Annotated in this window: 19 protein-coding genes; 8 read left to right on the top strand and 11 right to left on the bottom strand. The window is 67.0% G+C overall.

Annotation, left to right across the window (positions count from 1 at the left end):
- Window positions 1-252 precede the first annotated feature (252 nt).
- Together ACIP5T_RS12170 and ACIP5T_RS12165 are read left to right on the top strand one after the other, a co-directional pair.
- Window positions 253-1,809, top strand: a complete 1,557-nt coding sequence (locus ACIP5T_RS12170; RefSeq protein ID WP_400863418.1) for a sensor histidine kinase — start codon at window positions 253-255, stop codon at window positions 1,807-1,809.
- Window positions 1,802-2,662, top strand: coding sequence for a response regulator (locus ACIP5T_RS12165; protein ID WP_400863415.1), 861 nt, complete (start codon window positions 1,802-1,804; stop codon window positions 2,660-2,662). The genes ACIP5T_RS12170 and ACIP5T_RS12165 overlap by 8 nt, the downstream gene beginning before the upstream one ends.
- Window positions 2,663-2,961: 299 nt before the next feature.
- Here the strand turns inward: ACIP5T_RS12165 and ACIP5T_RS12160 are convergent, their stop codons facing one another.
- Entirely contained in the window at window positions 2,962-4,389 is a 1,428-nt protein-coding gene (locus ACIP5T_RS12160; protein ID WP_400863412.1) for a CCA tRNA nucleotidyltransferase, read from the bottom strand.
- Window positions 4,390-4,450: 61 nt separating this feature from the next.
- The gene (locus tag ACIP5T_RS12155; protein WP_400863410.1) at window positions 4,451-4,744 is read right to left on the bottom strand and encodes a hypothetical protein; all 294 of its coding nucleotides are present in this window, start codon (window positions 4,742-4,744) and stop codon (window positions 4,451-4,453) included.
- 82 nt (window positions 4,745-4,826) lie between these two features.
- On the opposite strand from ACIP5T_RS12155, the gene ACIP5T_RS12150 reads away from it, so the two are divergent.
- The gene (locus ACIP5T_RS12150) at window positions 4,827-6,590 is read left to right on the top strand and encodes an alkaline phosphatase family protein (RefSeq protein WP_400863407.1); all 1,764 of its coding nucleotides are present in this window, start codon (window positions 4,827-4,829) and stop codon (window positions 6,588-6,590) included.
- A gap of 21 nt (window positions 6,591-6,611) precedes the next feature.
- Entirely contained in the window at window positions 6,612-7,073 is a 462-nt protein-coding gene (locus ACIP5T_RS12145; RefSeq protein WP_400863403.1) for an ASCH domain-containing protein, read from the top strand.
- A 32-nt stretch (window positions 7,074-7,105) separates the two neighbouring features.
- Here ACIP5T_RS12145 and ACIP5T_RS12140 read toward each other — a convergent pair whose 3' ends face one another.
- The 3 genes from ACIP5T_RS12140 to ACIP5T_RS12130 all read right to left on the bottom strand — a co-directional run bounded on the left by ACIP5T_RS12140 (window position 7,106) and on the right by ACIP5T_RS12130 (window position 11,788).
- The gene (locus ACIP5T_RS12140) at window positions 7,106-9,061 is read right to left on the bottom strand and encodes a carboxypeptidase regulatory-like domain-containing protein (RefSeq protein ID WP_400863400.1); all 1,956 of its coding nucleotides are present in this window, start codon (window positions 9,059-9,061) and stop codon (window positions 7,106-7,108) included.
- Window positions 9,062-9,159: 98 nt separating this feature from the next.
- Window positions 9,160-10,215 (bottom strand): LLM class flavin-dependent oxidoreductase, encoded by a 1,056-nt coding sequence (locus tag ACIP5T_RS12135; RefSeq protein ID WP_311258224.1) that lies wholly within the window; start codon window positions 10,213-10,215, stop codon window positions 9,160-9,162.
- Between the two features lie 40 nt (window positions 10,216-10,255).
- Entirely contained in the window at window positions 10,256-11,788 is a 1,533-nt protein-coding gene (locus ACIP5T_RS12130; RefSeq protein ID WP_400863396.1) for a class I SAM-dependent methyltransferase, read from the bottom strand.
- A gap of 99 nt (window positions 11,789-11,887) precedes the next feature.
- Here ACIP5T_RS12130 and ACIP5T_RS12125 point away from each other — a divergent pair, with 99 nt between their 5' ends.
- The 4 genes from ACIP5T_RS12125 to trxA all read left to right on the top strand — a co-directional run bounded on the left by ACIP5T_RS12125 (window position 11,888) and on the right by trxA (window position 17,154).
- The gene (locus tag ACIP5T_RS12125; protein WP_400863393.1) at window positions 11,888-14,089 is read left to right on the top strand and encodes a DUF6049 family protein; all 2,202 of its coding nucleotides are present in this window, start codon (window positions 11,888-11,890) and stop codon (window positions 14,087-14,089) included.
- Entirely contained in the window at window positions 14,082-15,701 is a 1,620-nt protein-coding gene (murJ, locus tag ACIP5T_RS12120; RefSeq protein ID WP_400863390.1) for a murein biosynthesis integral membrane protein MurJ, read from the top strand. Before ACIP5T_RS12125 ends, murJ begins: the two co-directional genes overlap by 8 nt.
- Window positions 15,702-15,789: 88 nt before the next feature.
- Window positions 15,790-16,764 (top strand): thioredoxin-disulfide reductase, encoded by a 975-nt coding sequence (trxB, locus tag ACIP5T_RS12115; RefSeq protein WP_400864724.1) that lies wholly within the window; start codon window positions 15,790-15,792, stop codon window positions 16,762-16,764.
- A gap of 66 nt (window positions 16,765-16,830) precedes the next feature.
- Complete coding sequence (gene trxA, locus ACIP5T_RS12110) at window positions 16,831-17,154, top strand: thioredoxin (RefSeq protein WP_042541543.1); 324 nt, start codon at window positions 16,831-16,833, stop codon at window positions 17,152-17,154.
- 187 nt (window positions 17,155-17,341) lie between these two features.
- Here trxA and ACIP5T_RS12105 read toward each other — a convergent pair whose 3' ends face one another.
- From ACIP5T_RS12105 to ACIP5T_RS12080, 6 genes are all read right to left on the bottom strand, one after another.
- Window positions 17,342-17,860 carry a GrpB family protein gene (locus ACIP5T_RS12105; RefSeq protein ID WP_400864721.1) on the bottom strand — a complete coding sequence of 173 codons (519 nt, stop codon included), beginning with the start codon at window positions 17,858-17,860 and terminating at the stop codon, window positions 17,342-17,344.
- 22 nt (window positions 17,861-17,882) lie between these two features.
- Complete coding sequence (locus ACIP5T_RS12100; protein ID WP_042541545.1) at window positions 17,883-18,218, bottom strand: hypothetical protein; 336 nt, start codon at window positions 18,216-18,218, stop codon at window positions 17,883-17,885.
- Between the two features lie 9 nt (window positions 18,219-18,227).
- Window positions 18,228-19,676, bottom strand: coding sequence for a sugar porter family MFS transporter (locus tag ACIP5T_RS12095; RefSeq protein ID WP_400863387.1), 1,449 nt, complete (start codon window positions 19,674-19,676; stop codon window positions 18,228-18,230).
- A 62-nt stretch (window positions 19,677-19,738) separates the two neighbouring features.
- On the bottom strand, window positions 19,739-20,707 hold the full coding sequence (locus ACIP5T_RS12090) for a ParB/RepB/Spo0J family partition protein (RefSeq protein WP_400863386.1): 969 nt from the start codon (window positions 20,705-20,707) through the stop codon (window positions 19,739-19,741).
- Window positions 20,707-21,582, bottom strand: a complete 876-nt coding sequence (locus ACIP5T_RS12085; protein ID WP_400863384.1) for a ParA family protein — start codon at window positions 21,580-21,582, stop codon at window positions 20,707-20,709. Before ACIP5T_RS12085 ends, ACIP5T_RS12090 begins: the two co-directional genes overlap by 1 nt.
- Window positions 21,583-22,077: 495 nt before the next feature.
- The gene (locus ACIP5T_RS12080; RefSeq protein ID WP_400863383.1) at window positions 22,078-22,527 is read right to left on the bottom strand and encodes an AAA family ATPase; all 450 of its coding nucleotides are present in this window, start codon (window positions 22,525-22,527) and stop codon (window positions 22,078-22,080) included.
- Between the last annotated feature and the right edge of the window lie 2,776 nt (window positions 22,528-25,303).

Below are 25,303 nucleotides of genomic sequence, written 5' to 3'. Positions count from 1 at the left end.
GACGGGCCGGCCCGGTCGGCGCACGACCCCGGGGATCACTTTCAGCGGGGCCACCTGAACCGGTGTACCGGTACTCCGCAACGAAGTCCGTATCATGCACGAAGACACCTGCTGGTACGACCGTGGTGGCCTCTCGCGAACGGCGCGACGCCCCGGGCGCGGTGACACCCCGGGACGACCTCTCGCGGCGCACACCTCCTCCCCTCCGTCCGCTGCCTCCCGACCAGGTGAGTCGTCGCGAGCGGAGGGGTCATGCGCACAGGCACGGTCGCGGCATCCATCGAAGAGACGCCACCCCGAAGAGCCTCGCGGAGCGCCATTCTCGTGGCGCAGACACTCGCATTCGCCACACTGCTCGCGGCTGCGCTGGTCGGCGCGCTGCTCTTCACGGGAGCGGAGAACGCCCGCGGCGCCGTCGGAATGCTCACGGGTGGCGTGGCCGATGAGCTGGCCGACCGGATTCTGAGCGGCGACCCTCGACCGATCGGACGGCCGTTCTCGCTGTATGCGGTCATCGACTCCGACGAAGAGGTCATCGCGACCGCCGGAGCCGAAAGAGAGCGGGCGAACGGCCTGCACCTCACCGGCCTCGTCGACGAGCCGGGAGCCCCCGTGGCGGGCGGCTACTCACTTCCGCTCGAGGGGGGTGGGTGGTTGTACGTCGAGGTCGACTCCCGTTGGAGGGACGGGCGCGTCCTCGGGATCGCGCTGCCGATCGCCCTGCTCATCATCGGCGCCGGCGTGCCGTCGTTCTACGTGCTCAGGGTGCTCTCAGTGCGCTTCACGCGGGCCGCCTATCGGATGGAACCGGAGCAGGTCGACCAGATAGTCCGTGAACGCGCGGCGCTGCTCGAGAGCATCCAGGACGCGGCGATCGGCATCGATCGCGACGGCAGGCTGCTGTGGTTCAACTCCACCGCCGGCGAGCTCCTCGCGCTGGCGGACGACGACGTCGGCGAGGACGCCGAGCAGCTTCTGTCCACGGCGTGCGGAGGCCACGGTGGGCGTGCACTCGATGCGCAGCTGATCCAGATCGGCGATCGCGTGCTCATGCTCTCCGCCGACAGGGACGTCTCCCCCGTCGCCGGAGAGAGTCGGCTCGTGATGCTCCGGGACTACTCGCGCGACGCCGCCCTGCTGCGAGAACTGGATGGGGCGCAGAACCTCATAGACGCGCTGCGCTCGCGCGGCCACGAGTTCGCCAACACTCTTCACATCATCGAGGGGCTGCTCGACATGGACGAACCGGATCGCGCTCTCGCCTTCGTACGCGCCGGAGGCGTGTCGGGGGAGTTCGGCATGCCGGACCACGGAGTCGAGGACCCGAGTGTTCGCGCACTCGTCTACGCGCACCGCGCCCGCGCCAGAGAGCGCGGCATCAGTCTGGTCGTCTCTCCGTCGGCCGCACTGCCGGATCTCGCCGACGCTGACCACGGTTTCGCGCAGGCGATCCTGCTGATCGTCGGCAACTTCCTCTCGAACGCGGTCGAGAGCTGCTCGTCGGGTGACGACGTGGAGCTGACGATGCGCGTCGGCGCGGCTGCCGACGGATCCGGCCTCGTACTCGACATCGCGGTGGATGACAGCGGTCCAGGCGTCCCGGAACACCTGCGCGATCGCGTGTTCTCTCTGGGAATGAGCACGAAGACAGGTCGGGACGCCCGCGGCTACGGTCTCGCGATCGTGCGCGGAGCCGTCACCCGACTCGGTGGAAGCTGCGCGTGCCGGACATCGCAGCTCGGCGGCATGAGGTTCGAGGCGAGCATCCCGGTTCCGGATTCGGAGTGCTCGAGGTTCACGGATGGCTGAGCTCCGCGTGCTGATCGTCGACGACGAGCCGATGGCGGCACAGCTGCATCGGATGTTCGTCGAGAGGACTCCCGGTTTCCTCGTGAGCGGAGTCGCCTCCTCCGGCGAGGCCGCGGTGGAGCTGATGCAGAGCGACCCCCCTGATGTCGTCCTGCTCGACCTTCAGCTCCCGGGCATCTCGGGAGTCGACGTCCTGAGGTATCTGCGGACGCATCTCGGCGATGACGTCGATGTCATCGCCGTCACCGCGGATCGCCGAGCGACCAGTGTGGCGCAGATGCGGATGCTGGGCGTCGCCCACTACCTCGCCAAACCGTTCTCGGTGCGAGAGCTGCGCTTCAGGCTCCGCTCCTTGGCGAGAGTGCGCAGCGCCCTGGCGTCGCGGCAGAGCTTCGAGGGTCAATCGCAGATCGACGAGGTGATGCACAGTGAGTTCGTCGGTGCAGATCTCTCGCCGAGCCGAGCGGGGGACGCCGCCGATCAGGAAATCCGCGCTGGTCACCCCCTCGATGCGCTGCGCGAACGCGGCGACCTCGTGATCTCGGATCGAGGCCATTCGATCGATTTCGGTCTCCACACCCTCGCCGACGCGCTGCACGTATCGGCACGTCAGCTGCAGAGGGCGTATGCGCGCGATGAGCGCTCAGTCCAGGATGCGATCCGCGACCACCGCGTCGGGGTGTCCGCGATGCTGATGCTCGGAGTCGAACGCCTGACAGCGGGCGAGATCGCACGTCGCAGCGGATTCAGCAGCCCACGCAGCATGCGACGCGCATTCCAGGACGTGCACGGGGTGGCACCGGCGAGATGGAGAGCCGCACACGCGACCTTCGAGGTCGACGAGTCGCGATAGCGACGGGAAAGGGACAGAACGCGTCGGGCTGACGGCGAAAGCGTCGTCGGCTGCGGGTGCTGCGTCGCGAACAGCGAGGATACTCGGGAGGTTGCTGCGGTTCGAAGGCAGCGGAGTTGCCGCTCGAACGCTGGATCCTCGGTCGCGCGTGGGGCGCGACGAAGGCACACGTCTTCGGACGTCTGCGTCAGAGGAACCGATGAGGTCTCCTCGCCGTGAGGGGGCGTCATCTGGGGGGACCCCCCTCATGGGGGCGCCCGCGCGCGCCGCCGCGTCGCGGTCGGTGCGGCTCGACGAGCTCAGACCCGGGCGGCCCACCATTCGCGGAGGCGCTGCTCGGCGGCATCCGTGCCGATGACTCCTTCGTCGAGACGCAGCTCGAGCAGGAATCGGTAGGCCTCGCCGACCTCGCGACCAGGCGCGATGCCGAGGATCTGCTGGATCTGATTGCCGTCGAGCTCCGGGCGGATGGAGTCGAGCTCCTCCTGCTCGCGCAGCGCGGCGATGCGCGACTCGATGTCGTCGTAGGCTCCGGCGAGGCGGCCGGCCTTGCGCTTGTTGCGCGTGGTGACATCGGCGCGGGTGAGGATGTGCAGGCGCTCCAGCAGGTCGCCGGCATCGCGCACGTAGCGGCGCACTGCGGCATCCGTCCACGCACCCTCTGCGTACCCGAAGAATCGCAGGTGCAGCTCGATCAGCTTCGAGACCGACTCCGTCGTGTCCGAGTCGAAGCGCAAGGACTGCAGGCGCTTGCGGGCCATGCGCGCGCCGACCACGTCGTGATGATGGAACGTCACCACTCCGCCGTCTTCGAGCTTGCGGGTGCGGGGCTTGCCGATGTCATGCAGCAACGCAGCGATGCGCAGGGCGACATCGGGCTCGGCGCCGGGGTGCCGCGAATGCTCGAGCGAGATCGCCTGGGCGAGCACCGTGAGCGAGTGCTCGTAGACGTCCTTGTGGTGGTGATGCTCGTCGACCTCGAGGCGCAGAGCACTCACCTCGGGCAGGAACTCCTCGATCAGTCCCGTGTCGACCAGCACGCGGATGCCGCGCACCGGGTCGTCCGTCTGCATGAGTCGCACGAGCTCGGACTGGATGCGCTCAGGGCTCACGATCTCGAGGGTCGCTCGCAGCTGAGTGATCGCGTCGAAGGTGTCGTCGTCGATGCGGAAGCCCAGCTGTGCGCTGAAGCGCGCGGCCCGGAGCATGCGCAGCGGGTCGTCGCCGAACGACACCTGCGGGTCGGCAGGAGTGCGCAGGACACCGGCGATGAGGTCTTCGACTCCCCCGGTCGGATCCACGAGCTTCACGGCCGGGACCAGCAGCGCCATCGCGTTGACGGTGAAGTCCCGTCGGTGCAGGTCGGCGTCGATCGTGTCGCCGAACTCGACGGTCGGCTTGCGGGTCACGCCGTCGTAGCTGTCGGCTCGATACGTCGTGACCTCGACCTGCTCGCCCTGCACCCGCGCGCCGATGGTGCCGAACGCGCGCCCGATGTCCCACTGGGCGGTCGAGATCGGCTTGACGATGCGCAGGATGTCGTCGGGCATCGCGTTCGTCGTGAAGTCGAGGTCGTGGGTCGGCCTGCCGATCAGCGCGTCACGCACCGGCCCGCCGACGACAGCGAGATCGAAGCCCGCCTTCTCGAACGCCTCCGCGAGGGTGCGGACGACCGGATTCTCGGCGAGCGCGCCGAGACGGGCGAGGCCGTCAGCCATGTTGAGCATGGGTTCCAGCGTACCGGGGCACGGGTGTCATCCGTCGGCGCCGGTGAGTCGGGGCAGGGCGTCAGAACAGGGGGTTCTCGCCCTTGGCCTGCGCCACGGCGCGAACCCGCGCCTGCATGAGCCGCACGAGGAACATGCTGAGCAGGAAGCCACCGACGAGTGCGACGGCGACGATGAACCAGATGCCGATCTCGGGGTCGATGACCTCGAACCCGTAGATCGCGACAGCGAGGAGAAGAAGCACCGGTCCCTCGATCAACGCGAACGTGACGAACAGTCGCGTCTGGCGGCGACCGAAATCGGCGTTGACCGCCCGGACACGCGCCTCGATCGAAGACTCTCCCGCATAGCTCATGCCCCCACGCTACCGGCGCGCCTGCCTTCCGCGACGGCGTCTGCTCTCGTGCTCGCAGCGTCCGCATCCTAGGATCGGGCACGTGGCCGCAGATGCGAACGAGTCCCCCGCAGCGCCCGAGCCCTCCCGGCGCGGATTCCTCAGGATGGGCGGCGCCGCACTGGCCGGCGCCGTGATCGGCGGCGCCGGCGGCGCGGCGATCGGTGCGAACCTCGCGAATCAGCGCAGCGGCTTCGCCTCCGAACCCGACCCGTTCGCCGCGCTCACGCCGCGCAGCGAACCCGGGTTCGACCACCTCGTCGTCGTGATGGGCGAGAACCGCTCCTTCGACAATCTGCTCGGGTATCTGTACTCGAAGGACACGCTTCCGAAAGGCGAGAAGTTCGAAGGGCTCGCGTTCGGGACGCACACCAACACCGCGTCCGACGGCACGGTCGTCGACGCGCACGTCTACACCGGCGACACCGACCGCATCATGAGCCTTCCCGACCCCGACCCCGGCGAGGAGTATCCGCACGTCAACACGCAGATCTTCGGCACGGTCGACCCGAAGGACAACGCCGACCTGTTCGTCGACCAGATGACGGCTCCCTTCAACGCGCCGACGCACGGCGAGAAGGCGACGATGTCGGGGTTCCTCGAGGACTACATCATCAACTTCCGGCGTCTGCGCAAGGGCGTCGAGCCGAAGCCCGAGGAGGCCGCGCACATCATGGGCTCCTTCTCTCCTGAGATGCTGCCCGTGCTGTCGACGCTCGCCTCCGAGTTCGCGGTCTTCGACCACTGGTACGCGGGAGTGCCGTCGCAGACCTTCTGCAACCGGTCGTTCTTCCACGCCTCGACCTCGCACGGCTTCGTCACCAATCAGGCGGGCGGCGGATACCGCAAGTGGCTCGACGCCCCCGCAGCTCCCACCGTGTTCAACCGCCTCGAAGACGAGAAGGTCAGCTGGAAGGTCTACATCGACAAGCTGCAGCTCGTGTCGTTCACCGGGATGCTGCACGCCGCAGTGCTCGAGAAGTACTGGCGCACCGAGCACTTCGGCACGATGGAGGACTTCTACGCCGACGCGAAGAACGGCACCCTGCCGGCATACGCGTTCATCGAGCCGCGCATGGTCTACGACCACAACGACTTCCACCCGCCGTTCGGATCACCTCGCGAGAGCGAGGTCGATGGCGAGCCCGTCTACGACAGCGCGATCTCCGACGTCAGGGCCGGAGACCGTCTCATCCACGACATCTACGAGGCGGTGCGCACCAGCGCATCGCCGAAGGGCTCCAACGCCGTCAACACCCTGCTGCTCATCACCTTCGACGAGCACGGCGGATGCTACGACCACGTGCCGCCGCCCGCCGCCACCAAGCCGACGAAGGACACGAAAGCCGGCGAGATGGGGTTCACCTTCGACCGTCTGGGATGCCGTGTGCCGGCGATCGCGATCTCGGCCTACACGAAGCGCGGCACGATCGTGCACGACGAGATGCACCACGGGTCCGTCACCGCGACGCTCTCCCGGCTGCACGGGCTGAAGCCGCTCAACGACCGAGACCAGTCGGCGAACACACTCTTCAACGTCGTGAACCTCGACAGGCCGCGCCACCCGGCCGACTGGCCCGTCACGACGCCCGCCTACACACCCCCGAACCCCGAGGAGCGCACGCCGAAGCCGGGCGCGGCCGATCAGCTCAAGCCGCTCACCCCGCCTGCCCGCGGTCTGCTGGGTCTGCTCATCGCCAAGTACGGCAAGCCCGGCGAACCCGATCCCGAGACGTTCGCCGACGCCTACCGCCTGCTGCACGAGCATGGCGAGGAGCTGTTCGGCCCCGCGAAGGGCTCGAAGTAGCAGCGCCAATAGGCTTGCCGCATGACCGACAGCGCCGTGCTCACCGCCTTCTGGAATCATGTCCGCGCGGAGGATCCTGCGCTTCCGGTGCCGACGCCCGGCGCCTGGGCCTTCGGTGCGACGCCTGACCATGCCGACTCTCTGCTCGCTCTCGTCCTCGCCGGGGTGAAGACCGGCACGGCCTCCGCGCAGTGGGACTACGACGCGACCGGCGATCCCGAGCCGTACGTCGGCGAGCTGAGCATCATCCTCGACGGATCCGGTGGGCCGCGGGCGGTGATCGAGACGACCGCCGTCCGCACCGTGCCTTTCGATGAAGTCACCGAGGAGCACGCTCACTCGGAAGGAGAGGGCGACCGCACGCTCACCTATTGGCGTGAATCACACGAACGGTATTGGCGCGCCCACTCCGAGAACCCTCGAGGCTTCGAAGCGGACATGCCGATCATCTGCGAGCGGTTCCGGGTCGTCCGCGCATACTGACTGCCCATCCACCGCCGCGCACGCAACGGACCTCAGTCGCGGTTCGAGCGGCGACGCGAGATCAGGAAGAGCACGGCGCCGATCACGAGCACCGCACCGCCTGCTGCGGCCCAGATGAACGTCTCGGAGCCGAGGCCTGTGCCCGGCAGCTGACCCGCCCCCGTGTCCGGAGGCGACACCGGTTCTGCCGGGGTCGGTGTGGGCGGGTCCGTCGGCGTGACGACGGCGGCCGAGACCGTGAAGCTCGGGCCCACGAGCGACTCTCCGGCAGACGTGATGACGAAGGTGGCCGTCGCCGGGCCGATGATCGTGCGTCCTTCCGGCGCGGTGATCGTCATGTCATACGAATCCGGCGGCAGGTCGGTGATCGCGTAGGTGCCCTCGGCGTCGGTGGTCACCTCCTGGGAGATGTCATCCGACTCCACCGTGATGATCACTCCCGCCACGGGTGTGCCGTCGTCCGTGCGCACCGCCCCCGAGATCGAGCCCAGGCCGGCCAGTTCGAAGTCGACGTTCGCGAGGTCGACCGTGGTGAGGTTCTCGGTGCGAGTCGCCGGGCCGGATGCCACATAGCCGTCGGGGGTCGTCATCGTGATCTCGTACTCCCCCGCCGGCAGGCGCGGGAATGTGTAGGCGCCGTTCTCGTCGGTGACCGCAGTGACGGTGTCCGTGCCGTCAGAGGCGGTGATCGTGACGCCGGCCACGCCCGCTCCGTCTACGCGCACCGTGCCGCTGAGATCGGGGTTCTCGAGAACGACGAGGTCTTCGAGGACGATCGGCTCCTCGCTGTTCTCCGGCACCACGATCTCGATGGGCTCGGTCGTGCTGAATCCAGGAGGCGGGGTGATCTCGACGGTGTGCGGGCCGGCCGGCACCCCCTCGATCAGGAACTCACCCGCAGCGTCGGTCGTCGCGGGATCAGCACCGTCGATCGTGACGATCGCACCGGGGACTGCCTGCTCCTCCTCGTCGACGACCCGGCCCGAGACGTCCACCCCGACCTGCTCGTCGTCACGCACCTCGAAGGAAGCGCTGCCGTCTTGGAGCGTGAGGTCGACGGCCTGCGCGGTCGGCCCGACGGCGGTCTTGCCGTCGGGAACCGTGACCGTCACCGTGTACCCGTCGGTCGCGATGAACCCGGGGAAGGAGTATGCGCCGTCGGCATCCGTCGTGGTGGTGCCGACCACCGTCCCGTTCGCATCAGTGAGGGTGAGCGTGGCTCCAGGCAGCGCGCCCTCGGCCTGGTCGGTGACCGTTCCCGTGATGTCACGCGCGATCGAGGCGAACCAGGTCTGGTAGATCGGGAATCCCGAGCGCTGGGTGAAGAAGAACGTCAGCGAGGTGATCGGCGCCGACGGCTCGAACCAGGCCGCCGAGCCACTGGTGTCGGACGCTGCCGCGTTGCCGGTCAGGGTCTGGGTGGCGGGATCCCATGCCGGGACGTCTGTGGCGACACCCGAGCATGAGGGCTTGCCCGCGATGCCCGGCGCGCAGTAGTTGAAGCCGCCGTTGAATCCGATCTCTTCAGCGGTGAGGGTCTGACCGTCGACGCCGATCGCCTCGATGCGCACGGCGTCGGCGTCGATGTCGCCCAGCACGAAGGTCCAACCGGATGCCGGCGTGGGCGTCGCGAACGTGTAGGTGGTGGTCGACGGACTCGTGGGGCTGTCGGCCTTCGGTCGCAGGTTCAGATACTGCTGGTTGATGCTGCTGCCGTACTTCTCACCGACGGGGGTGCCCTGTGACAGCCAGGTCGAGGCGCCCGAGATGACACCGACCTGTCCGGCGCGGGAATCGGTGGTCATCGTGGCGGTCAGGGCGGGCTGCGCGGCCACCTGCACGGTGGTCGAGTAGGCGCCTCCCGTTCCGGTGAGCGGCTGCCAGGTCGCCCAGGCGGTCGTCGTGGCTGCGGCGGCCGGCGGCGCACCTACCAGCACTGCTACGAGGATGATGACTCCGGCCAGGATTCCGCTCTTCGGCGCGCGCATGCGGCCAGCGTATCGATATATCGCTCAGGGAGTCGAGAGAAAAAGAGGGGCGGATGCAACTCGCATCCGCCCCTCTCATCCGCAGTGCCGGTCAGTCGTCAGACCGGATCGCCCTGCACAGGACCCTCGGTGTTCGGCTTCCAGCCGAGTGCCGGAGCGACATGCGTCGCGAACGACTCGAGCACGTGGAGGTTGTATGCGGGCCCCAGCTGGTTCGGGATCGTCAGCAGCAGGGTGTCCGCCGACATGACCGCCTCGTCAGCCAGCAGCTGCTGGATCAGCACATCGGGCTCGGCCGCATACGTCTTGCCGAACGTCGAGCGGAAGCCGTCGATGATGCCGATCTGATCGGCGTTCTCCTCGCTGCGCAGGCCGAAGTACGCCCTGTCCATGTCGGAGACCAGCGGGAACACGCTGCGGCTCACCGAGACGCGCGGCGTGCCTGTGTGCCCTGCCTCTTTGTAGGCGGCGCGGAAGAGGTCGATCTGCTCGCGCTGCAGCTGGTGGAACGGCACGCCCGTCGCCTCGGTGAGGAGCGTGGAGCTCATCATGTTCAGGCCCTTGCGACCGGTCTCCTCAGCCGTGGCCCGTGAACCCGAACCCCACCAGATGTGGTCGCGCAGAGTCGGCGATTGGGGTTCGATCGCGAGATAGCGGCCCGCGCCGACCATGCGCGGGTCGCCGGGGGCGAGACCCTCGCCATCGATCGCGCGGAGGAAGAGATCGAACTTCTCGCGTGCGATCACGCTGCCCCGCTCGGGGTCCTCCTCGTCGTGGAAGCCGAACGTCTCGTATCCGCGCAGAGCCGTCTCGGGTGACCCACGGCTCACACCGAGAGCGATGCGCCCGTCGGCGATCAGGTCGAGGGCGGCCGCCTCCTCGGCGAACTGGAACGGGTTCTCGTACCTCATGTCGATCACGCCAGTGCCGACCTCGATGCGCTGAGTGCGCGCCGCCATGGCCGACAGGAGCGGCATCGGAGATGCGGCCTGGCGAGCCCAGTGGTGAACACGAACGGAGGCGCCGTTCACGCCGATCTCGTCTGCACCCTCCGCGATCTCGATGGTCTGCTTCAGCATGTCCCCCGCGGTGCGGGTCGCCGAACCGGGCACGTCTGCATAGTGCCCGAAGGAGAGGAATCCGAAAGCCTTCATGGTGTATTCGAACGCATAGATGCGGTGCGGTATTCCTGCATCACTCCCCCGGAACCAGCAGTCCGTCGAGCACGAGCTGTCGGATGCGAGGTTCGAGGTCGGCCCACAGCTCGACGAGCGGCACCTCGAACAGGTCTGCAAGAGCCCCGACGATCTGCATGACGGTGAGATCGCCGTCGCACGCCCCCACGAATCCGGCGAGCGCGGGGTCGACGGCGATCGTGCGCGCGAATCCACCGCCCTGTCGGAGTTCGATGATGCTCGGGTCGTCGTTGCCGGGGAGCAGGTGCCGCGCCTCGGTGACATCGGGCGCGACCAGCAGAATGGCGGGCAGTCCTCCTGCGAGCACGTCGTGGGCTGCGAGACCCGAGCGCAGCGCGCCGGCCACATTCGAGACGGGTTGCGTCACTCGCTCGAGACGGCGCAGCGGGATGCCGTCGGCGTCGGGCCGGCGCACCAGGATGTAGCCGAATCCGACAGCCGTGACGCCTCGAGCGGTGAAGTCGTCGAGCCATGCCGTGAGCAGGGGGGTGAACGCGGCGTCTCGCGGTGTCGTGCCTCCGTCCCGGATCCACAGTTCGGCGTAGCCGAGCGGCGAGAGCTCCTCCCGCTGGATCACCCACAGATCGAGGTCGCCGGGAACCCACGACGAGACGCGGTCGAGGCCGGCCCGGCCGCTCAATGACGCCTGACCCCCGCGTGACTCCCAGTTTCCGAGCAGCTGCGCCACGCCTCCCGGGGTGAGGAACGACGGAACCGCGCGCAGGAACTGCTCGACGAGGGCGTCACCGACGAGGCCTCCGTCGCGGTACTCGTATTCGGGCACCCCTTCTGTGCGCGGGGTGATCACGAACGGCGGGTTCGAGACGATCAGGTCGAAGGCTTCTCCCGCTACGGGCTCGAACATGCTCCCCAGGCGGAACTCGATGTTCGAGACGCCGTTCAGCTGAGCGTTCAGCTCGGCATAGGCGAGTGCGCGCGCAGAGATGTCGGTGGCCACGACCGACCCTGCGTGGCGTGCGACCAGAAGCGCCTGGATGCCGCATCCGGTGCCCAGATCGAGTGCACGGTCGACCTCGATCGGCATGATGATCTCGGCGAGGGTGCGCGATGCTCCGCCGACGCCGAGCACGTGATCCGCCGGAAGCGCACCGTCGAGCGCCACCTCATCGAGGTCGCTCGCGATCCACCATTCGCCGATCCCGTCGGAGTCGACGAACGACTGCGGCCGCAGAAGAGCAGTGGGAACCACCTCGGTCCCCTCGATCCTCGCGAGGCCGAGAGCGGCGAGACCGTCGGCGCCGAGTCTCGGGAGGGCGTCCTTCACAGCGGCGAGCGGCTGCGGCATTCCGAGCACGAGGAGCCTGCCGAGAGTCGCGAGCACGCCGTCGTCACCGGCGATCGAGCGCAGGATCGGCTCCCGCATGCCTCTGGCCAGCGCGTCGTCCTCCTCTTCACCCCACAGGCGACGGAGCGGCTCCGAACGCAGATCCGCTGCGTCGAGATCTGCGGCGAGCGCGGTGCTGCGGAGCGGATCGGGCGTGGGGGCGAGGGTGTCGGACACGGCCGTCACTCTACGCGTCTTCAGGGTTCTCATTCAGCCAGCCGCCTAGAATCACAAGGTCAGCACTCACGAGCAGCCTGGGATCCCCGGCGTTCGAGGAAGACCTTCATGACCGCGACCATCTTCGAGAACGGCCTCCGCACGCGCCTGCACCGCCTGGCACGCGGATCCGTCATCTCGGCGATCGTTCTCGGCCTCGCCGGCACGGGCGTCGGCAGCGCGTTCGCAGCGACCGATGCCGAGTCGGAGAGCACTCCGGTCGAGCTGGTGCTCTCGGCAGGAGTACGAGGGACGGTCGCTCCCGGAACAGCGACGACGGCCTCGATCACGGTGCAGAACGACTCCAGGTCGGAGCTCTCGTCCGGTCGCGTGACAGTGGAGATCAACCGCACTCCGCTCGCCGACGAGACCGCGGTCACGAACTGGCTCGACGATGCCGATACCGCAGGCGGCTTCGAACAGCTCGGCTCAGACACGACTGCGCCGGTCGACGCCGAGGCGTCTGCGACCACGAGCCTCTTCCTCCCACCCGAGGTGCTGGGCGATCTCGCTCCCGGCGTCTACCCGTTGCGCGCGACTCTCAGCGGGGCGCAGACCGACGGCCAGGACGATGCGCGGTCGGTCACGTCGACCTCGGTGCTCGTCGTGACTGCTGCCGCGAGCCCGCCCGTCGCCGTGATGGTGCCGATCACGGCGACCCCCGACGACGGTGCCATCCTGACCGCAGACGAGCTCACTGCGCTCACCGCCCCCGACGGCGCGCTCACCGCGGTGGTCGAGGGAGTGCGCGGGACCTCGGCGATCCTCGCGATCGACCCGGCGATTCCGGCGGCCATCAGGGTGCTCGGATCTTCGGCGCCGCAGAGCGCCCGCGAATGGCTGCGCCTTCTCGAAGCGCTGCCCAACGAGCGCTTCGCTCTGCAGTTCGGTGATGCCGACGCCACCACCCAGGCGCAGGCGGGGCTCGTCGGGCTCCTGCAGCCCACGACGCTCGCGCCGTTCCTCGACCCGGGCAGCTTCACAGAGCCCGCAGAAGAGACCCCCACGCCCACCGCCACCGCTGCCCCGACACCCGCGTCAGTGCCGACGGACGGCACGTCACCGACGCCTGCTCCGACGCAGGAGCCGATGCCGAGTGAGGAACCGACGCCTCAGCCGTCTGATGGACCCGTGCTTCCCGATGATGCCGAACTCACCGCGATCGAGGGAGCGACACCCGGCATCCTGTGGCCGCGCAGCGATGTGACCGCCGCCGACCTCGACGTGTTCTCCACCTATGTCGGCGACGGCGCCGTCACGGTCCTGTCGTCCTCATCGGTGGGAGCCGCCGTCGGTGCTCACGCCGGTGTGGACGGGCGCAGCGTGCTGGTCACCGCGGACGCCGCATCCGATGCCCTGTCTCAGGCCGCCGGTGAAGACGACACCGCTACACGTCAGCAGGCGCTGGCCGAGGCGAGCGCACATCTGTCCCTGGCGGGTCAGGCGAGTCCGACGACGCCGCTCCTGATCGGGCTCGATCGCGACGAGACTCGCACGGCCGAGGCGCTCAGAGAAGCCGTCGCATCGGTCGACTCCCTCGGCTTCGGACTCTCCGAGGTCCTCGCAGTCCCGGCAGCCCCGGCGACGCTCTCGACCGATCCGGACCAGACGCGCGCGACCGCACTGCAGCGCATGCTCGACAGCGAGGTCGTGCTCGGCCAGTTCTCCTCGATCCTCGACGACGCACAGGTGCTGCTGAGCCCCAAGCGCATCCAGATCATGCGGGCGACCGCGGTCGGCCTGAGCGACAAGGGGTTCGACGAGGCGGTCTCGGACGTGAATGTCGCGACGACAGAGACGCTGAACGCCGTCGACATCCCGCCGGCGAGCACGATCCAGCTGCTCTCCGCCAACGCCGATCTGCCCTTCTCGGTGCGCAACGACCTGCCGTGGCCGGTGAACATCCAGCTCAGTGTCAAACCGAGCGACCCTCGCCTCGACGTCCAGTCGGTGACGCCGTGGACCATCCAGCCCGGCACCACGACGAGGGTCAAGGTGCCCGTGTCCGCCCGAGTGGGCAGCGGCGAGGTCACCCTGACACTGTCGCTCTCGAGCCCCACGGGCGTGCCCATCAGCCAGCCCGAGAGCGTCCGCGTCTCGGTGCGGGCCGAATGGGAGGCCATCGGTCTCGGGGTCTTGGGCGCCCTCATCGTGGTGCTCCTCGGTCTCGGCATCATCCGCACCATCCGACGGCGGCGGCGTGAGGCCCTTGCTGAGAACGACCAGGAGACGGCGTCCGAATCGGATGCCGTCGAGGAGATGAATGAGTAGTCTCGGGCGCGCCAGCGCACTGATCGGGGCGGGCACGCTCATCTCGCGCGTCACCGGTCTCCTGCGCACGATCGTCCTCGTGGGCGTGATCGGCTCCGTGAGCGCGGGAGCGGCAGACGCGTTCGCCATCGCGAATCAGCTGCCCAACAACGTCTTCTCGTTGATCTCGGTGGGTGTGCTGACCGCCGTGATCATCCCCCAGATCGTCAAGGCGGCAGCGGATGCCGACGGCGGCAACGCCTTCATCTCCAAGCTGTTCACGCTCGGCACAGTTGTGCTGGTCGTGATCACAGGGCTCGCCACGGTCGCGTCCCCGTGGCTGGTGGGTCTCTACGCCGGCAAGGACGCATCCTCCGAGTTCCTCGCGCTAGCGACCGCGTTCGCCTATTGGTGCATGCCGCAGATCCTGTTCTACGGCCTCTACGCGCTTCTCGGTGAAGCGTTGAACGCCCGGCGCATCTTCGGTCCTTTCACCTGGGCGCCGGTCGTCAACAACATCGTGTCGATCATCGGCTTCCTGATCGTCGGCGCGCTGTTCGGCGGTCCGCTCACCCGTGTCTCCGAGTGGACGCCCGAGATGATCGCCGCGCTCGGCGGAACGGCGACACTCGGCATCGTGATCCAGGCCGCGATCCTGCTGATCTTCTGGCGTCGCACAGGTCTCGCGCTGCGACCCGACTTCCGCTGGCGCGGTGTCGGGCTGGGCACAGTCGGCAAGCTCGCCGGGTGGACATTCCTGATGGCGCTGGCCAGCCTGATCGCGGGTCTCGTTCAGACCCAGATCCTCACCGAGGCGGCCGGCAAGGGCGCATCGGTCGCCACGTTCCAGTACGCCTGGCTCATCTTCATGCTGCCGTACTCGATCATCGTGCTGTCCATCGGAACGCCCTACTTCACGCAGATCAGCGAGCATGCTGCCGCCGGCAGACACGCTGAGGTCCGCAAGGACATCGCTCAGAGCATCCGCACGCTGCTCTTCTTCATTGCGGTCGCGGTCGCCGCCGTCGCCGCCGCTGCTGTTCCTGCGTCGCGCGTGTTCACGAACGAGGCGTCGGATGCCGAAGCGGCAGCTCTCGTGCTGGTCTGCTTCCTGGTGTGTCTGGTGCCGTTGACGATCCTGTTCATCGTCCAGCGCACCTTCTACGCCTACGGTGACACGCGCACTCCCTTCTGGTTCACGCTCTTCCAGTGCGCGCTCGTCGTCGTCAGCGCGCTCGTCGCACAGTCGCTGCTCGCCGCCGGTGCCTTCGAGGTCACCTCGCTCGCCGCCGCGATCGCACTGGGGCAGTCGATCGCCAGCACGATCCAGACAGTGGTCGCCGTCTGGCTTCTGCATCGCAAGATCGGCGGACTCGAGATCCGCACCTGGATGAGCGCCATCCTCCGCTTCGCGATCGCCGCCGTTCCTGCTGGAGTGGCGGGATGGGGCATCTTCCTCCTCCTCGGCGGCCCGACCGGCTGGACCACCGCCGACAAGATCCAGGGCGCCCTCGGCACGTGCATCATCGGCCTCGCGGTCGTCGCCGTCTACGTCGGCGTCCTGGCCCTGCTGCGCGCGCCCGAACTCAAGGTCGCAGGCTCCATGCTGCGGCGTTTCCTGCCGGGCCGCTGAGCCCCCGCGCGCGGGAATGTCGCGCGGTTACCATTGGTTGAAGCAGTCGAACGTCTTTCGGCGTCTCAGCATCTACGACGGAGAGCACATGCGTCAGGTCATCATCATCGGTTCCGGCCCCGCCGGATTCACCGCCGCCATCTACGCGGCGCGCGCGAACCTCAAGCCGCTGCTCATCGCGAGCACCGTCGAGGTCGGCGGAGAGCTGATGAACACCACCGAAGTCGAGAACTACCCGGGCTTCCCCGAGGGGATCCAGGGACCCGAGCTCATGGCGAAGTTCCAGGAGCAGGCTGAGAAGTTCGGCACCGAGGTCGTCTACGACGACGTCACCGAGCTCGACCTCGCCGGCCCCGTCAAGAAGGTCACGCTCGGCAGCGGAACCGTGCACGAGACCCAGTCTCTGATCTACGCGACGGGCTCGGCCTACCGAAAGCTCGGCATCGAGGGCGAAGAGCGCCTCTCGGGCTACGGCGTCTCCTGGTGCGCCACGTGCGATGGCTTCTTCTTCCGCGAGAAGACGATCGCTGTCGTCGGCGGCGGCGACTCGGCGATGGAAGAGGCCACGTTCCTCACTCGCTTCGCCGAGAAGGTCTACGTCATCCACCGCAAGGACTCCCTGCGCGCCTCGAAGATCATGCAGGAGCGCGCCTTCGCGAACGAGAAGATCGAGTTCGTGTGGAACAGCGAGGTCGCAGAGATCCTCGGTGGCGACTCCGTCTCGGGCGTCCAGCTGCGCAACACGGTCGACGGCACGCTGAGCGACCTTCCGCTCGACGGCCTGTTCATCGCGATCGGCAACGACCCGCGCACCCACCTCGTGCACGACAAGCTCGAGCTGACGGCAGAGGGCACGATCTGGGTCGACGGCCGCTCGTCGGTCACGTCGGTGCCCGGTGTCTTCGCCGCCGGCGACGTGATCGACCCCACCTACCGTCAGGCCATCACGGCTGCCGGCTCGGGAACGGTCGCCGCCCTCGACGCCGAGCACTTCCTCGCGGATCTCGAGGACGCCTCAGTCGAGTTCCCGGCTGCGGAAGCCGCCGAGATCATCACCGCCTGAGCGGTCGGGAACAGTTTCACCTCGTCTGCTGTTGTAGCAGGCGAACCTCGAACAAGGAGAACTCTGATGAGTGCAAAGGCTACGAGCCAGGCGACCTGGGAGCAGGACGTTCTGCAGGCCGAAGGTCCCGTCCTCGTGGACTTCTGGGCCGAGTGGTGCGGACCGTGTCGCATGGTCGCCCCAGTTCTGGACCAGATCCAGGCCGACAATCCCGACAAGATCACCATCCTCAAGCTGAACGTGGACGAGAACCCGCAGCTGGCGATGAAGTACCAGATCACCTCGATCCCCGCGATGAAGGTGTTCCAGGGCGGTGAGGTCAAGACGACCATCATCGGCGCCAAGCCGAAGCCCGCCCTCGAGCAGGACCTCGCCGCGTTCATCGGCTGATCACGCGTCGATAAGGGCCGTCACTCCTTCGGGAGTGGCGGCCCTTTCTCGTACCCGCCGTGCCGATCGTGTCTTCAAGTCCGGGTCCTGGATGCCCATTCTGCACACCCTGCCCCGTCCTGCGGTCGATTCCTGTCAGAGCATGTGCAGATCGGGGCGGCGTCCGCTGTCCGGGGCGCGTGTGGCCCTACTTGTCGTAGACCGGCACCGACGGCAATCCCCGGGCCGCCCGGGCGCGGTCGACGATCTCCTGGATCACGGGCGTCTTCGCGGCATTGTAGGTCGACGTTCCGCGCGCGGCGGCGGCCACGGCGTCGCATTTGGCATGGGCGTAGCGATCGGCGTCGTCCGGATGTGATCGCAGCCAGTCCCTCAGCAGCCGCTGGTGCACGGCATCCCACTCCCCCGCGAAGAAGAAGTGCGCGATCGCGATGCGGATGCCGTCGGGTTCGAGAATCATCACCGGGTGCGTGCGTACGGAGCTGCCCCGCCGCCAGCCAGCGGCCTGCAGAGCCGGGCTGTGATGCTCGAAGTGCTCGAGGTCTCGGATCCTGACGGCCAGATCGATGATGGGCTTCGCACGCATTCCCGGGATCGCCGTCGATCCGATGTGCTCGATCAGCCAGTCGGCATCCCCCAGCGTGCGGATCTCCCGAGCGATGCTCTCGAACTGCTCCGGCCAGGTGGGGTCGTAGCCGACAAGCATTCGAGGCACGGTTCTGCGGTCCTCAGGAGGCGTCGGCGACCGAGGGATCCCAGCGGCGGTGGCGCTGCTTCTCGTCGAGAAGGCCCCAGACCGCCGGAGTCAGCTCCGGGTACTCCAACGCGATCTGGCGGAGCACACGATAGTGACGCGCGGCGTTCGGGCGCACGCCGTCGTTCGCGGTGATGTTGTCGGCGCGCAGCAGGTACACCACGAGCTCATCGACGCTCGGCAGCTCCTCCATGAATTCCCAGGGGTCTTCACCGCTGAGGAGCCGCTCCTGGATCAGCACGGCGAGTTCGTCCGACGCTTCTGCTCTCAGCACTTCGAGGCTGGCGCGGCGCGGAACGGACTCGGTCATGCTTCCAGCCTACGTGGCCTTGCGGGTGCCCCGGCGCTCCACCTTCAGCTCGTCGGTCATCTCCTCCAGCTCTTTGCCCTTCGTCTCCGGCACCTTGAAGTACACGAAGAAGAACGACAGCAGAGCGAAGAACGCGTAGAAGCCGTACGCGAAGGTGAGGCCGATGTCGGCGAAGATCGGGAACGTCGTCGAGATGAAGAAGTTGGCCGCCCACTGCGCGGCCGCAGCGACAGCGAGGGCACCTGCACGGATCGAGTTCGGGAAGATCTCGCCCAGCAGGACCCACACGAGCGGGCCCCAGGTGGCGCCGAAGAAGACCACGAAGCCGTTGGCGCAGATGAGCGCGACCGTCGCCCATGGATCGGGAAGCGTCGCCGCACCTTCGGCGTCGAGGGTGCCGAACGAGAAGGCGAGTGCCATCAGTCCGAGAGTCACCGTCATGCCGACCGAACCGACCAGGAGCATGATGCGTCGACCGATCTTGTCGACGAGCAGGATCGCGACGATCGTCACGACGATGTTCGTCACGGACGTGATGACCGACGTCAGCAGGGCGCTGGACTCATCGAATCCGACCGACTGCCAGAGCGTGGTCGAGTAGTAGAAGATGACGTTGATGCCGACGAACTGCTGGAACACCGACAGCAGGATGCCGACCCAGACGATCGGCTTGAGCCCGAGGCGGCTGCCGCGGAGGTCTCGCAGCGACTCCTTCCGCTCCGTGTCGATCGTGCTCGTGATCTCCTTGATCTTCGCGTCGACATCGACGGCACCTGTGACGGTCTCGAGCACCTCGGCAGCGCGCTTCAGTTCACCCTTCCGCACCAGATATCGCGGCGACTCCGGGAGCCTCAGGGACATCACCCCGTAGACGAGGGCAGGGATCGCGGCGACCATGAACATCCAGCGCCATGCCGTGAGTCCCCACAGCGGCTGGTCCGCAGCCCCGGCGATATTCGCGAGCAGGGCATCAGACAGCAGCGCCGCGAAGATACCCGTGACGATGGCGAGCTGTTGCAGCGAGCCCAGTCGCCCTCGAATCGCCGCCGGTGAGACCTCTGCGATGTAAGCGGGGGCGATGACGGATGCTGCACCGACGCCGAGGCCGCCGATCACCCGCCAGATGATCAGGTCGACCACGCTGAAGGCGAGTCCCGATCCGATGGCCGATATGAAGAACATCGCTGCGGCGACGACCATCACGGGGATGCGCCCGCGTTTGTTCGCGATCGGGCCTGCGAACCAGGCGCCCACCGCGCAGCCGATCAGAGCCGACGAGACGGCGAAGCCCTTGAGCCCGACTCCGAGATCGAAGCCCGAGACGTCACCCGCCAGAGCATCGACGGCCCCGTTGATCACTGCGGTGTCGAAACCGAAGAGGAACCCTCCGAGAGCTGCGGCGATACTCACCGCGATGACGCGTCGCCTGACGCCTTCTGGATTCAGCGCTTTGGACATGGCATCCCTCTCGTCATCGCGATGCCGAGAGTCTACGACCGCTCAGGGGCTGTGGCGCGGCATCACGCCGGGCCATACCCCGATTCGCCGAGTTCGCTGAGAATCCGGTTCAGGTCCTGAATCGAAGCGAAATCGATGATGACCTGGCCTTTGCGTGCACCCAAGGAGACCTTCACCCTGGTGTTGAGGCGGTCCCCGAGTGTGCCGGCGACCTCATCGAGATACGCGCGCCGGGCGCCGGGAGTGGGCTTCGCCGTGCGACCGGGCCCTGCCGGCTCGGTCTTCGCGGCGACCTCGGTCGCACGCACCGACAGGTCTTCATTCACGACCTTGTCGGCGAGACGCTGCATCGCCTCCGGTGTCTCCAGACTCAGGATCGCACGAGCGTGTCCAGCGGTGAGCACGCCGGCGGCCACACGCTGCTGCACGGGCACGGGCAGCTTCAGCAGGCGGATCGTGTTGCTGATCTGGGGGCGCGAACGACCGATCCGCGTCGCCAGCTCCTCCTGAGTGATGCCGAAGTCTTCGAGCAGCTGCTGGTACGCCGATGCCTCCTCGAGAGGATTCAGCTCGGAACGGTGCAGGTTCTCGAGCAGTGCGTCGCGCAGAAGGTCTTCGTCGGCGGTCTCACGGACGATGGCGGGGATCTTCTCGAGACCTGCCTCGCGCGCCGCACGGGTGCGCCGCTCCCCCATGATCAGCTCGTACTCGCCGTCAGCATTCTTGCGCACGACAACCGGCTGCAGCACACCGAACTCGCGAACACTGTGCACGAGTTCTGCGAGGTCCTCCGCATTGAAGTGCGTACGCGGCTGGCGCGGGTTCGGCACGATCTTCTGCGGGTCGATCTGGATCAGGTGGATGCCGGGCACCACTTCGAGGTCGACCTCCGCGGCGGGCTGGTCGCTGGTCTGGTCCGTCGCCGGACGCAGATTCGCGCCGGGGAAGAACACATCCACGGGACGCTCGGACTGATCAGCCGTGGGAATGAGGGCGCCGATGCCCCGACCCAGTCCAGTGCGCTTCGCCATCATTTCTCCTTGCTCTGCGTCGCCGTCCGCGACGCGATCTCGACAGCGGCCTCGCGATACGCGACAGCGCCGGCGGATTGCCCATCGTAGGCGATCACGGTCTGACCGAAACTCGGTGCCTCCGACACCCGCACCGAGCGCGGGATGACGGTGTCGAGCACCTGATCGGGGAAGTGTGTGCGGACCTCGTCGGCGACCTGCTGTGCCAGTCGCGTGCGACCGTCGAACATGGTCAGCAGGATCGTGGAGAGGTGAAGTCCGGGATTCAGGTGCTTCTGGATCATCTGGATGCTGCCGAGCAGCTGGCTCAACCCCTCGAGTGCGTAGTACTCGCACTGGATGGGGATGAAGACCTCACTCGCCGCAGTGAAGGCGTTGATCGTGAGCAGGCCGAGCGAAGGAGGGCAGTCGATGATGACGAAGTCCATCGGGTGGTCGACGAGATAGTCGTCGAGCGCTCGTCGCAGGCGATGCTCGCGCGCAACCTGAGCCACCAGTTCGATCTCGGCACCGGCGAGATGGATCGTGCTCGGAGCGCAGAAGAGGTTCTCGTCCTCCGGGCTCTGCTGCACGATGTCGGCGAGCGGAACCTCTTCGATCAGCACGTCATACACACTGGGAGTGTCTGCGTTGTGGGGCACACCCAGGGCGGTCGAGGCATTGCCCTGCGGGTCGAGATCGATCACCAGGACCTTCGCGCCCAGACCGGCGAGGGCCGAGGCGACATTGACGGCGCTCGTGGTCTTGCCCACGCCGCCCTTCTGGTTCGAGACAGTGAGGATGCGGGTGTCCCCGGTGAAGTCGAGATCCACAGTCTCGAGCACCCTGCGTCGAGCGGAGAGGTCGGCGAGTTCCCGCGCGAGCGGCGTATCCATCCCGAAAGAGTCCTTCGGTGATGCCTTTTCGGGCTGTTTCACGTGAAACATCCACTCCTTTCGGGGCCGTCCTCCACTCTAATCGCTGCAGCGGACGTTGCCGCGTCGGTGATGGCCCGCGTGGTCAGGTATTGGGGTGTTTGCGACGAACAGCGGCTGGTTCATGCCTCCCTCTCGGGCAGGCATGAACTGCCCGTTGGGTCCGCCGAGGTCTTCAACGGTCGATCCGGATCTCGGGCCGTCAGGTGCTTGCAGTCTCCCGCGGTCGAACGAGCGCTGATAACGGTCCCTGGCAAGGTGCCCGGTCTGGCCGTGCCACCTGTCGCAGCTGGAGATCCGGTGCCCGGCCGGCCACGTATGCCGTCACACGAGCGATGACGCGCCCCGCCACGGCCATCCACTGCGGTGTCACCGCGTCTGGGTCAGCCCGGATGCAGCACGTCTGGGGCGGCAGCTGCGTGAACGAATGCCAGTGCACTGTTTCACGTGGAACGGTCAGGTACGCACCCGCAGGAGATCCTCCACCTGGTCGACCACGTGCAACAGTGGCTGCGTCGCGTCGATCTCTGTCGTGGCTGTCGCGCGGAGCAGTGGCTCAACCAGTGCGTGATTCGACGTGATCTCCTCCCGCTCCTCGGCGGTCGAACCATAGGGGTTCGACGTCCGACCCCGGACTCGATCGAGCAGCACGGTAATGGGCGCCGACAAGAGGACCACGTGGTCGAAGCGATCGTAGAAGTCACCCTGGTTCTGTACGGTGCCGGAGACGATGACTTCAGTGCTCTCGCCAAGCAGAGCACCCATCAGGACGTCATCCCACAGCCCTGATTCGGTCTTCCAAGGCCCGTAGTCGGTATCCACAACCTCGTGGCCCCTCTCCCCCAGCTCCCGGAGAACGCTCGACTTGCCCACCCCCGACATCCCTGTGATGAGCAAGCGAACCATGTCCACACAATATCGATGTTTCACGTGGAACGCTGCTGGAGTTCGCGTGTGCAACTGTCCGCCTTCGATGACCGGTGTCGCCAGTTACCTGATGACACCGGTGAATCTGGCGCCCGTGGCCCAACTGCGGCACGCCCTGGCGGATCCTGTCATGTCGCGGAGCGGAATGATCTTCATCTGGCGCGCCTGGCGGCGTGCGTTCCATGCCGCGTTGGGCTACTACCGCACCAGCAGCCCTCGCTACGCCGCCGCGAAGCCCGACACCCGCACTCCCCACTCCCCCGGAACCCCGCTCCCCCATAACCCCATAACCCCATAACCCCGCAGCCCCTCAGTCGCTCGGTCGCTCAGCCCCTCAGCCCCTCAGCCCGATCCACGCTTACGCTCCGCAGTTCACACTCCGCTGTGCGGGCGCCGCCCCACGTCCGATCCCGAATTGCCCGATCCTCCCCGCAATCCCGCGGTCGTGGCCACGCTCACGCTCCCGAGCTCCGCCATCCCGCTTCCCGCTTCGCGCAATCACTCCCTTCCCACGCCCCACCCGCCGCAAACGCGGCAATCCCGCAGTCTGACAGTGCCGCAGTCATGGGGCACGCTCACCCTCTCGAGTTCTCACTCCTTCCCCGCAATCCATCCACACTCCAGCGCTCCATCTCCCGGGACGCCGCGATTCCGGAGTCCCGGAGTCCCGGGGTCCCGCTCCACGCTCCGCCATTCCCCAGAGCCCGAAATCCCACTCACCGCACCTCCTTCCCACTCCCCAGCCCCATTCCGCACGCCCCCGCAGCCCCACCCCGTACGCCACGCACCACGCACCACGCACCACGCGCCACACGCCACACGCCACACGCCACACGCCACACGCCACACGCCACACGCCACACGCCACACGCCACACGCCACACTGATTGTGAGGATACATAAGCCCCTCCCCTCCGCGGGCAGTGTCCTCGCCGCCTCAAGCTCACGCGTTGCGTGGGGGCACGCCTCATTTGAGGCGAGATCAGAGGTTCTCCTGTCGCATGATTGCCGAAGAAGCCACGAAACTCGCGTGTGGGCGCTGAGGAATCCCCCTGCTGACAACGTCGATCCGCAGCAGGTGTTCTCGCAGTCTCTTGCCCTGGGAGCCGGTGCGCGGGAACTGTCTTCAGCCTGAACTTGCCCCAAAACGTACTTAGAAGGCGCAGATCTGGCAATGAGGTCGAGTGCTCGCTCCTATCGCGGCCGATCGCGAGACTGCAAGGAGCAGCTCGATCGCTGTGCGCGTTCGGCCCACCCACCCATCAGCACGTGCGTTTCACGTGAAACATCCTTTGGTTCCGCACCAAGCCGCCTAGTCCTCAGCACAGTCGTGCTTCCATTCAACAGCTGCGACCAGACGGACTGGGGCTGCTGCGAAGCAACCGCCCGACTGAGAGGCGCCGCAACTCTCCGCGGACGAGTCGGTGCTGTGCGAGCTCCGAACCGCTTTCATGGCCTCTCCACGCGCCGTGTGGTCGACCAAGCGCCATCAACGAGCGGCTCTCAAATGTCACTCGCCACCGCCGTCACGTACGTGACACGAGTAGGCCGGCGGCTACGCGCCTTCGCCGGCCCCTCTTTCCCATGGGTCGAGGACACTCCAAGGTCCGCCGGATGACGACATACCTGCCACTGCAAGCACGACTCAGGCGGATCGTTTCACGTGAAACATGCTGGTCCCACCGCGCGCATTCACCCCGACAACTCGATGGGACCACACACTGAGTGCTGACAACGAGTCCCATCCCTTTCGATAGTGGGAGCTTGTCCAATGCTGAGTGTCAACGGGATCTCGCATCGACTCCCCAGAGGGACTCGAACTCTCACGCACGATGCAGAGCGCCACTACCAAGCGTCGATGCGCCTCTCGTCGGCGAGGAGAGGCGGCAACACAGGGACGTCAGTCAATCAGCGAGCTGCGCACAAGCCGGCGTACCGGAGGTTTCACGTGAAACATCCTGTTGTTCACAGGTGCACTGCACCGCGCCGCGGTCGGAAGTCGTCTCGTCCGCGTCGACGGCTCTGACAATGCCTGCGATGCATGGCACAAAGCGGCACAAGAGACCACTCCCCCGTACTGAACGTGGGCAAGAAGGTGCATGCTGACGGGACTCACTCCGTGGTACTCCCCTTACACGAGCAAGAACAGAGTCGTCGCCTGTACCTCAACCGACTCTGTCTCTGAACCGCCTTCCGATCGCAGGAGTCCGTGGATGTCCAAGGCAAGCGAGATGGATGCGCAGCGCGACAGGTCCGCGTAGGACATGTCGGCTCTGCCCCTCGCCTTGCGCCCGAGGAAGCACGTCGAGCCGTCACAGCAGAGACCACGGGCTCACCACGCGCGCTGCGGTACGTGATCACTGTGATGACGTGTTTCACGTGAAACACGAGGCCGCCGCTGGTCACCTATGGCTTTCCCCGACGACGACGACCGGCTACGGCAATTGGTTCGAAATCTAACGAGCAAGCCTCCGCCGCTGGAACCGGGCTATCGGTATCCGACCGGCACCCACACTCGTGGACCATGACGTTTCACGTGAAACATGCATGAGCCACGTGACACTCTCTAGGCATGCGATCGCGCAAACCGCGCGAACGCTGTAGTACCCCAGTGTGGGGCCTTCGGTCCTACTGGGCCCGTGTGCAATGTCCGCGCTCGGTATGAGTCAACCGCGGGGGCGCTGCATAAGTCCCAATGAGTACAGCGGCCTCATCGTGCCCGGAATCCATCTCGTGGGCAGGCCGCCTGCAAATG

Source organism: Microbacterium sp. NPDC088619, from assembly GCF_044752825.1.
Classification (GTDB): domain Bacteria; phylum Actinomycetota; class Actinomycetes; order Actinomycetales; family Microbacteriaceae; genus Microbacterium.
Note: the sequence above shows the minus strand (reverse complement) of the source record. Positions and strands in the feature narration are given on the sequence as shown.

Coding starts and splice junctions, on each gene's coding strand:
- ACIP5T_RS12170 (WP_400863418.1), top strand. CDS start 253: ATGCGCACAGGCACGGTCGCGGCATCCATCGAAGAGACGCCACCCCGA.
- ACIP5T_RS12165 (WP_400863415.1), top strand. CDS start 1,802: ATGGCTGAGCTCCGCGTGCTGATCGTCGACGACGAGCCGATGGCGGCA.
- ACIP5T_RS12160 (WP_400863412.1), bottom strand. CDS start 4,389: ATGCTCAACATGGCTGACGGCCTCGCCCGTCTCGGCGCGCTCGCCGAG.
- ACIP5T_RS12155 (WP_400863410.1), bottom strand. CDS start 4,744: ATGAGCTATGCGGGAGAGTCTTCGATCGAGGCGCGTGTCCGGGCGGTC.
- ACIP5T_RS12145 (WP_400863403.1), top strand. CDS start 6,612: ATGACCGACAGCGCCGTGCTCACCGCCTTCTGGAATCATGTCCGCGCG.
- ACIP5T_RS12140 (WP_400863400.1), bottom strand. CDS start 9,061: ATGCGCGCGCCGAAGAGCGGAATCCTGGCCGGAGTCATCATCCTCGTA.
- ACIP5T_RS12135 (WP_311258224.1), bottom strand. CDS start 10,215: ATGAAGGCTTTCGGATTCCTCTCCTTCGGGCACTATGCAGACGTGCCC.
- ACIP5T_RS12125 (WP_400863393.1), top strand. CDS start 11,888: ATGACCGCGACCATCTTCGAGAACGGCCTCCGCACGCGCCTGCACCGC.
- murJ (WP_400863390.1), top strand. CDS start 14,082: ATGAGTAGTCTCGGGCGCGCCAGCGCACTGATCGGGGCGGGCACGCTC.
- trxB (WP_400864724.1), top strand. CDS start 15,790: ATGCGTCAGGTCATCATCATCGGTTCCGGCCCCGCCGGATTCACCGCC.
- trxA (WP_042541543.1), top strand. CDS start 16,831: ATGAGTGCAAAGGCTACGAGCCAGGCGACCTGGGAGCAGGACGTTCTG.
- ACIP5T_RS12105 (WP_400864721.1), bottom strand. CDS start 17,860: ATGCTTGTCGGCTACGACCCCACCTGGCCGGAGCAGTTCGAGAGCATC.
- ACIP5T_RS12100 (WP_042541545.1), bottom strand. CDS start 18,218: ATGACCGAGTCCGTTCCGCGCCGCGCCAGCCTCGAAGTGCTGAGAGCA.
- ACIP5T_RS12095 (WP_400863387.1), bottom strand. CDS start 19,676: ATGTCCAAAGCGCTGAATCCAGAAGGCGTCAGGCGACGCGTCATCGCG.
- ACIP5T_RS12090 (WP_400863386.1), bottom strand. CDS start 20,707: ATGGCGAAGCGCACTGGACTGGGTCGGGGCATCGGCGCCCTCATTCCC.
- ACIP5T_RS12085 (WP_400863384.1), bottom strand. CDS start 21,582: ATGGATACGCCGCTCGCGCGGGAACTCGCCGACCTCTCCGCTCGACGC.
- ACIP5T_RS12080 (WP_400863383.1), bottom strand. CDS start 22,527: ATGGTTCGCTTGCTCATCACAGGGATGTCGGGGGTGGGCAAGTCGAGC.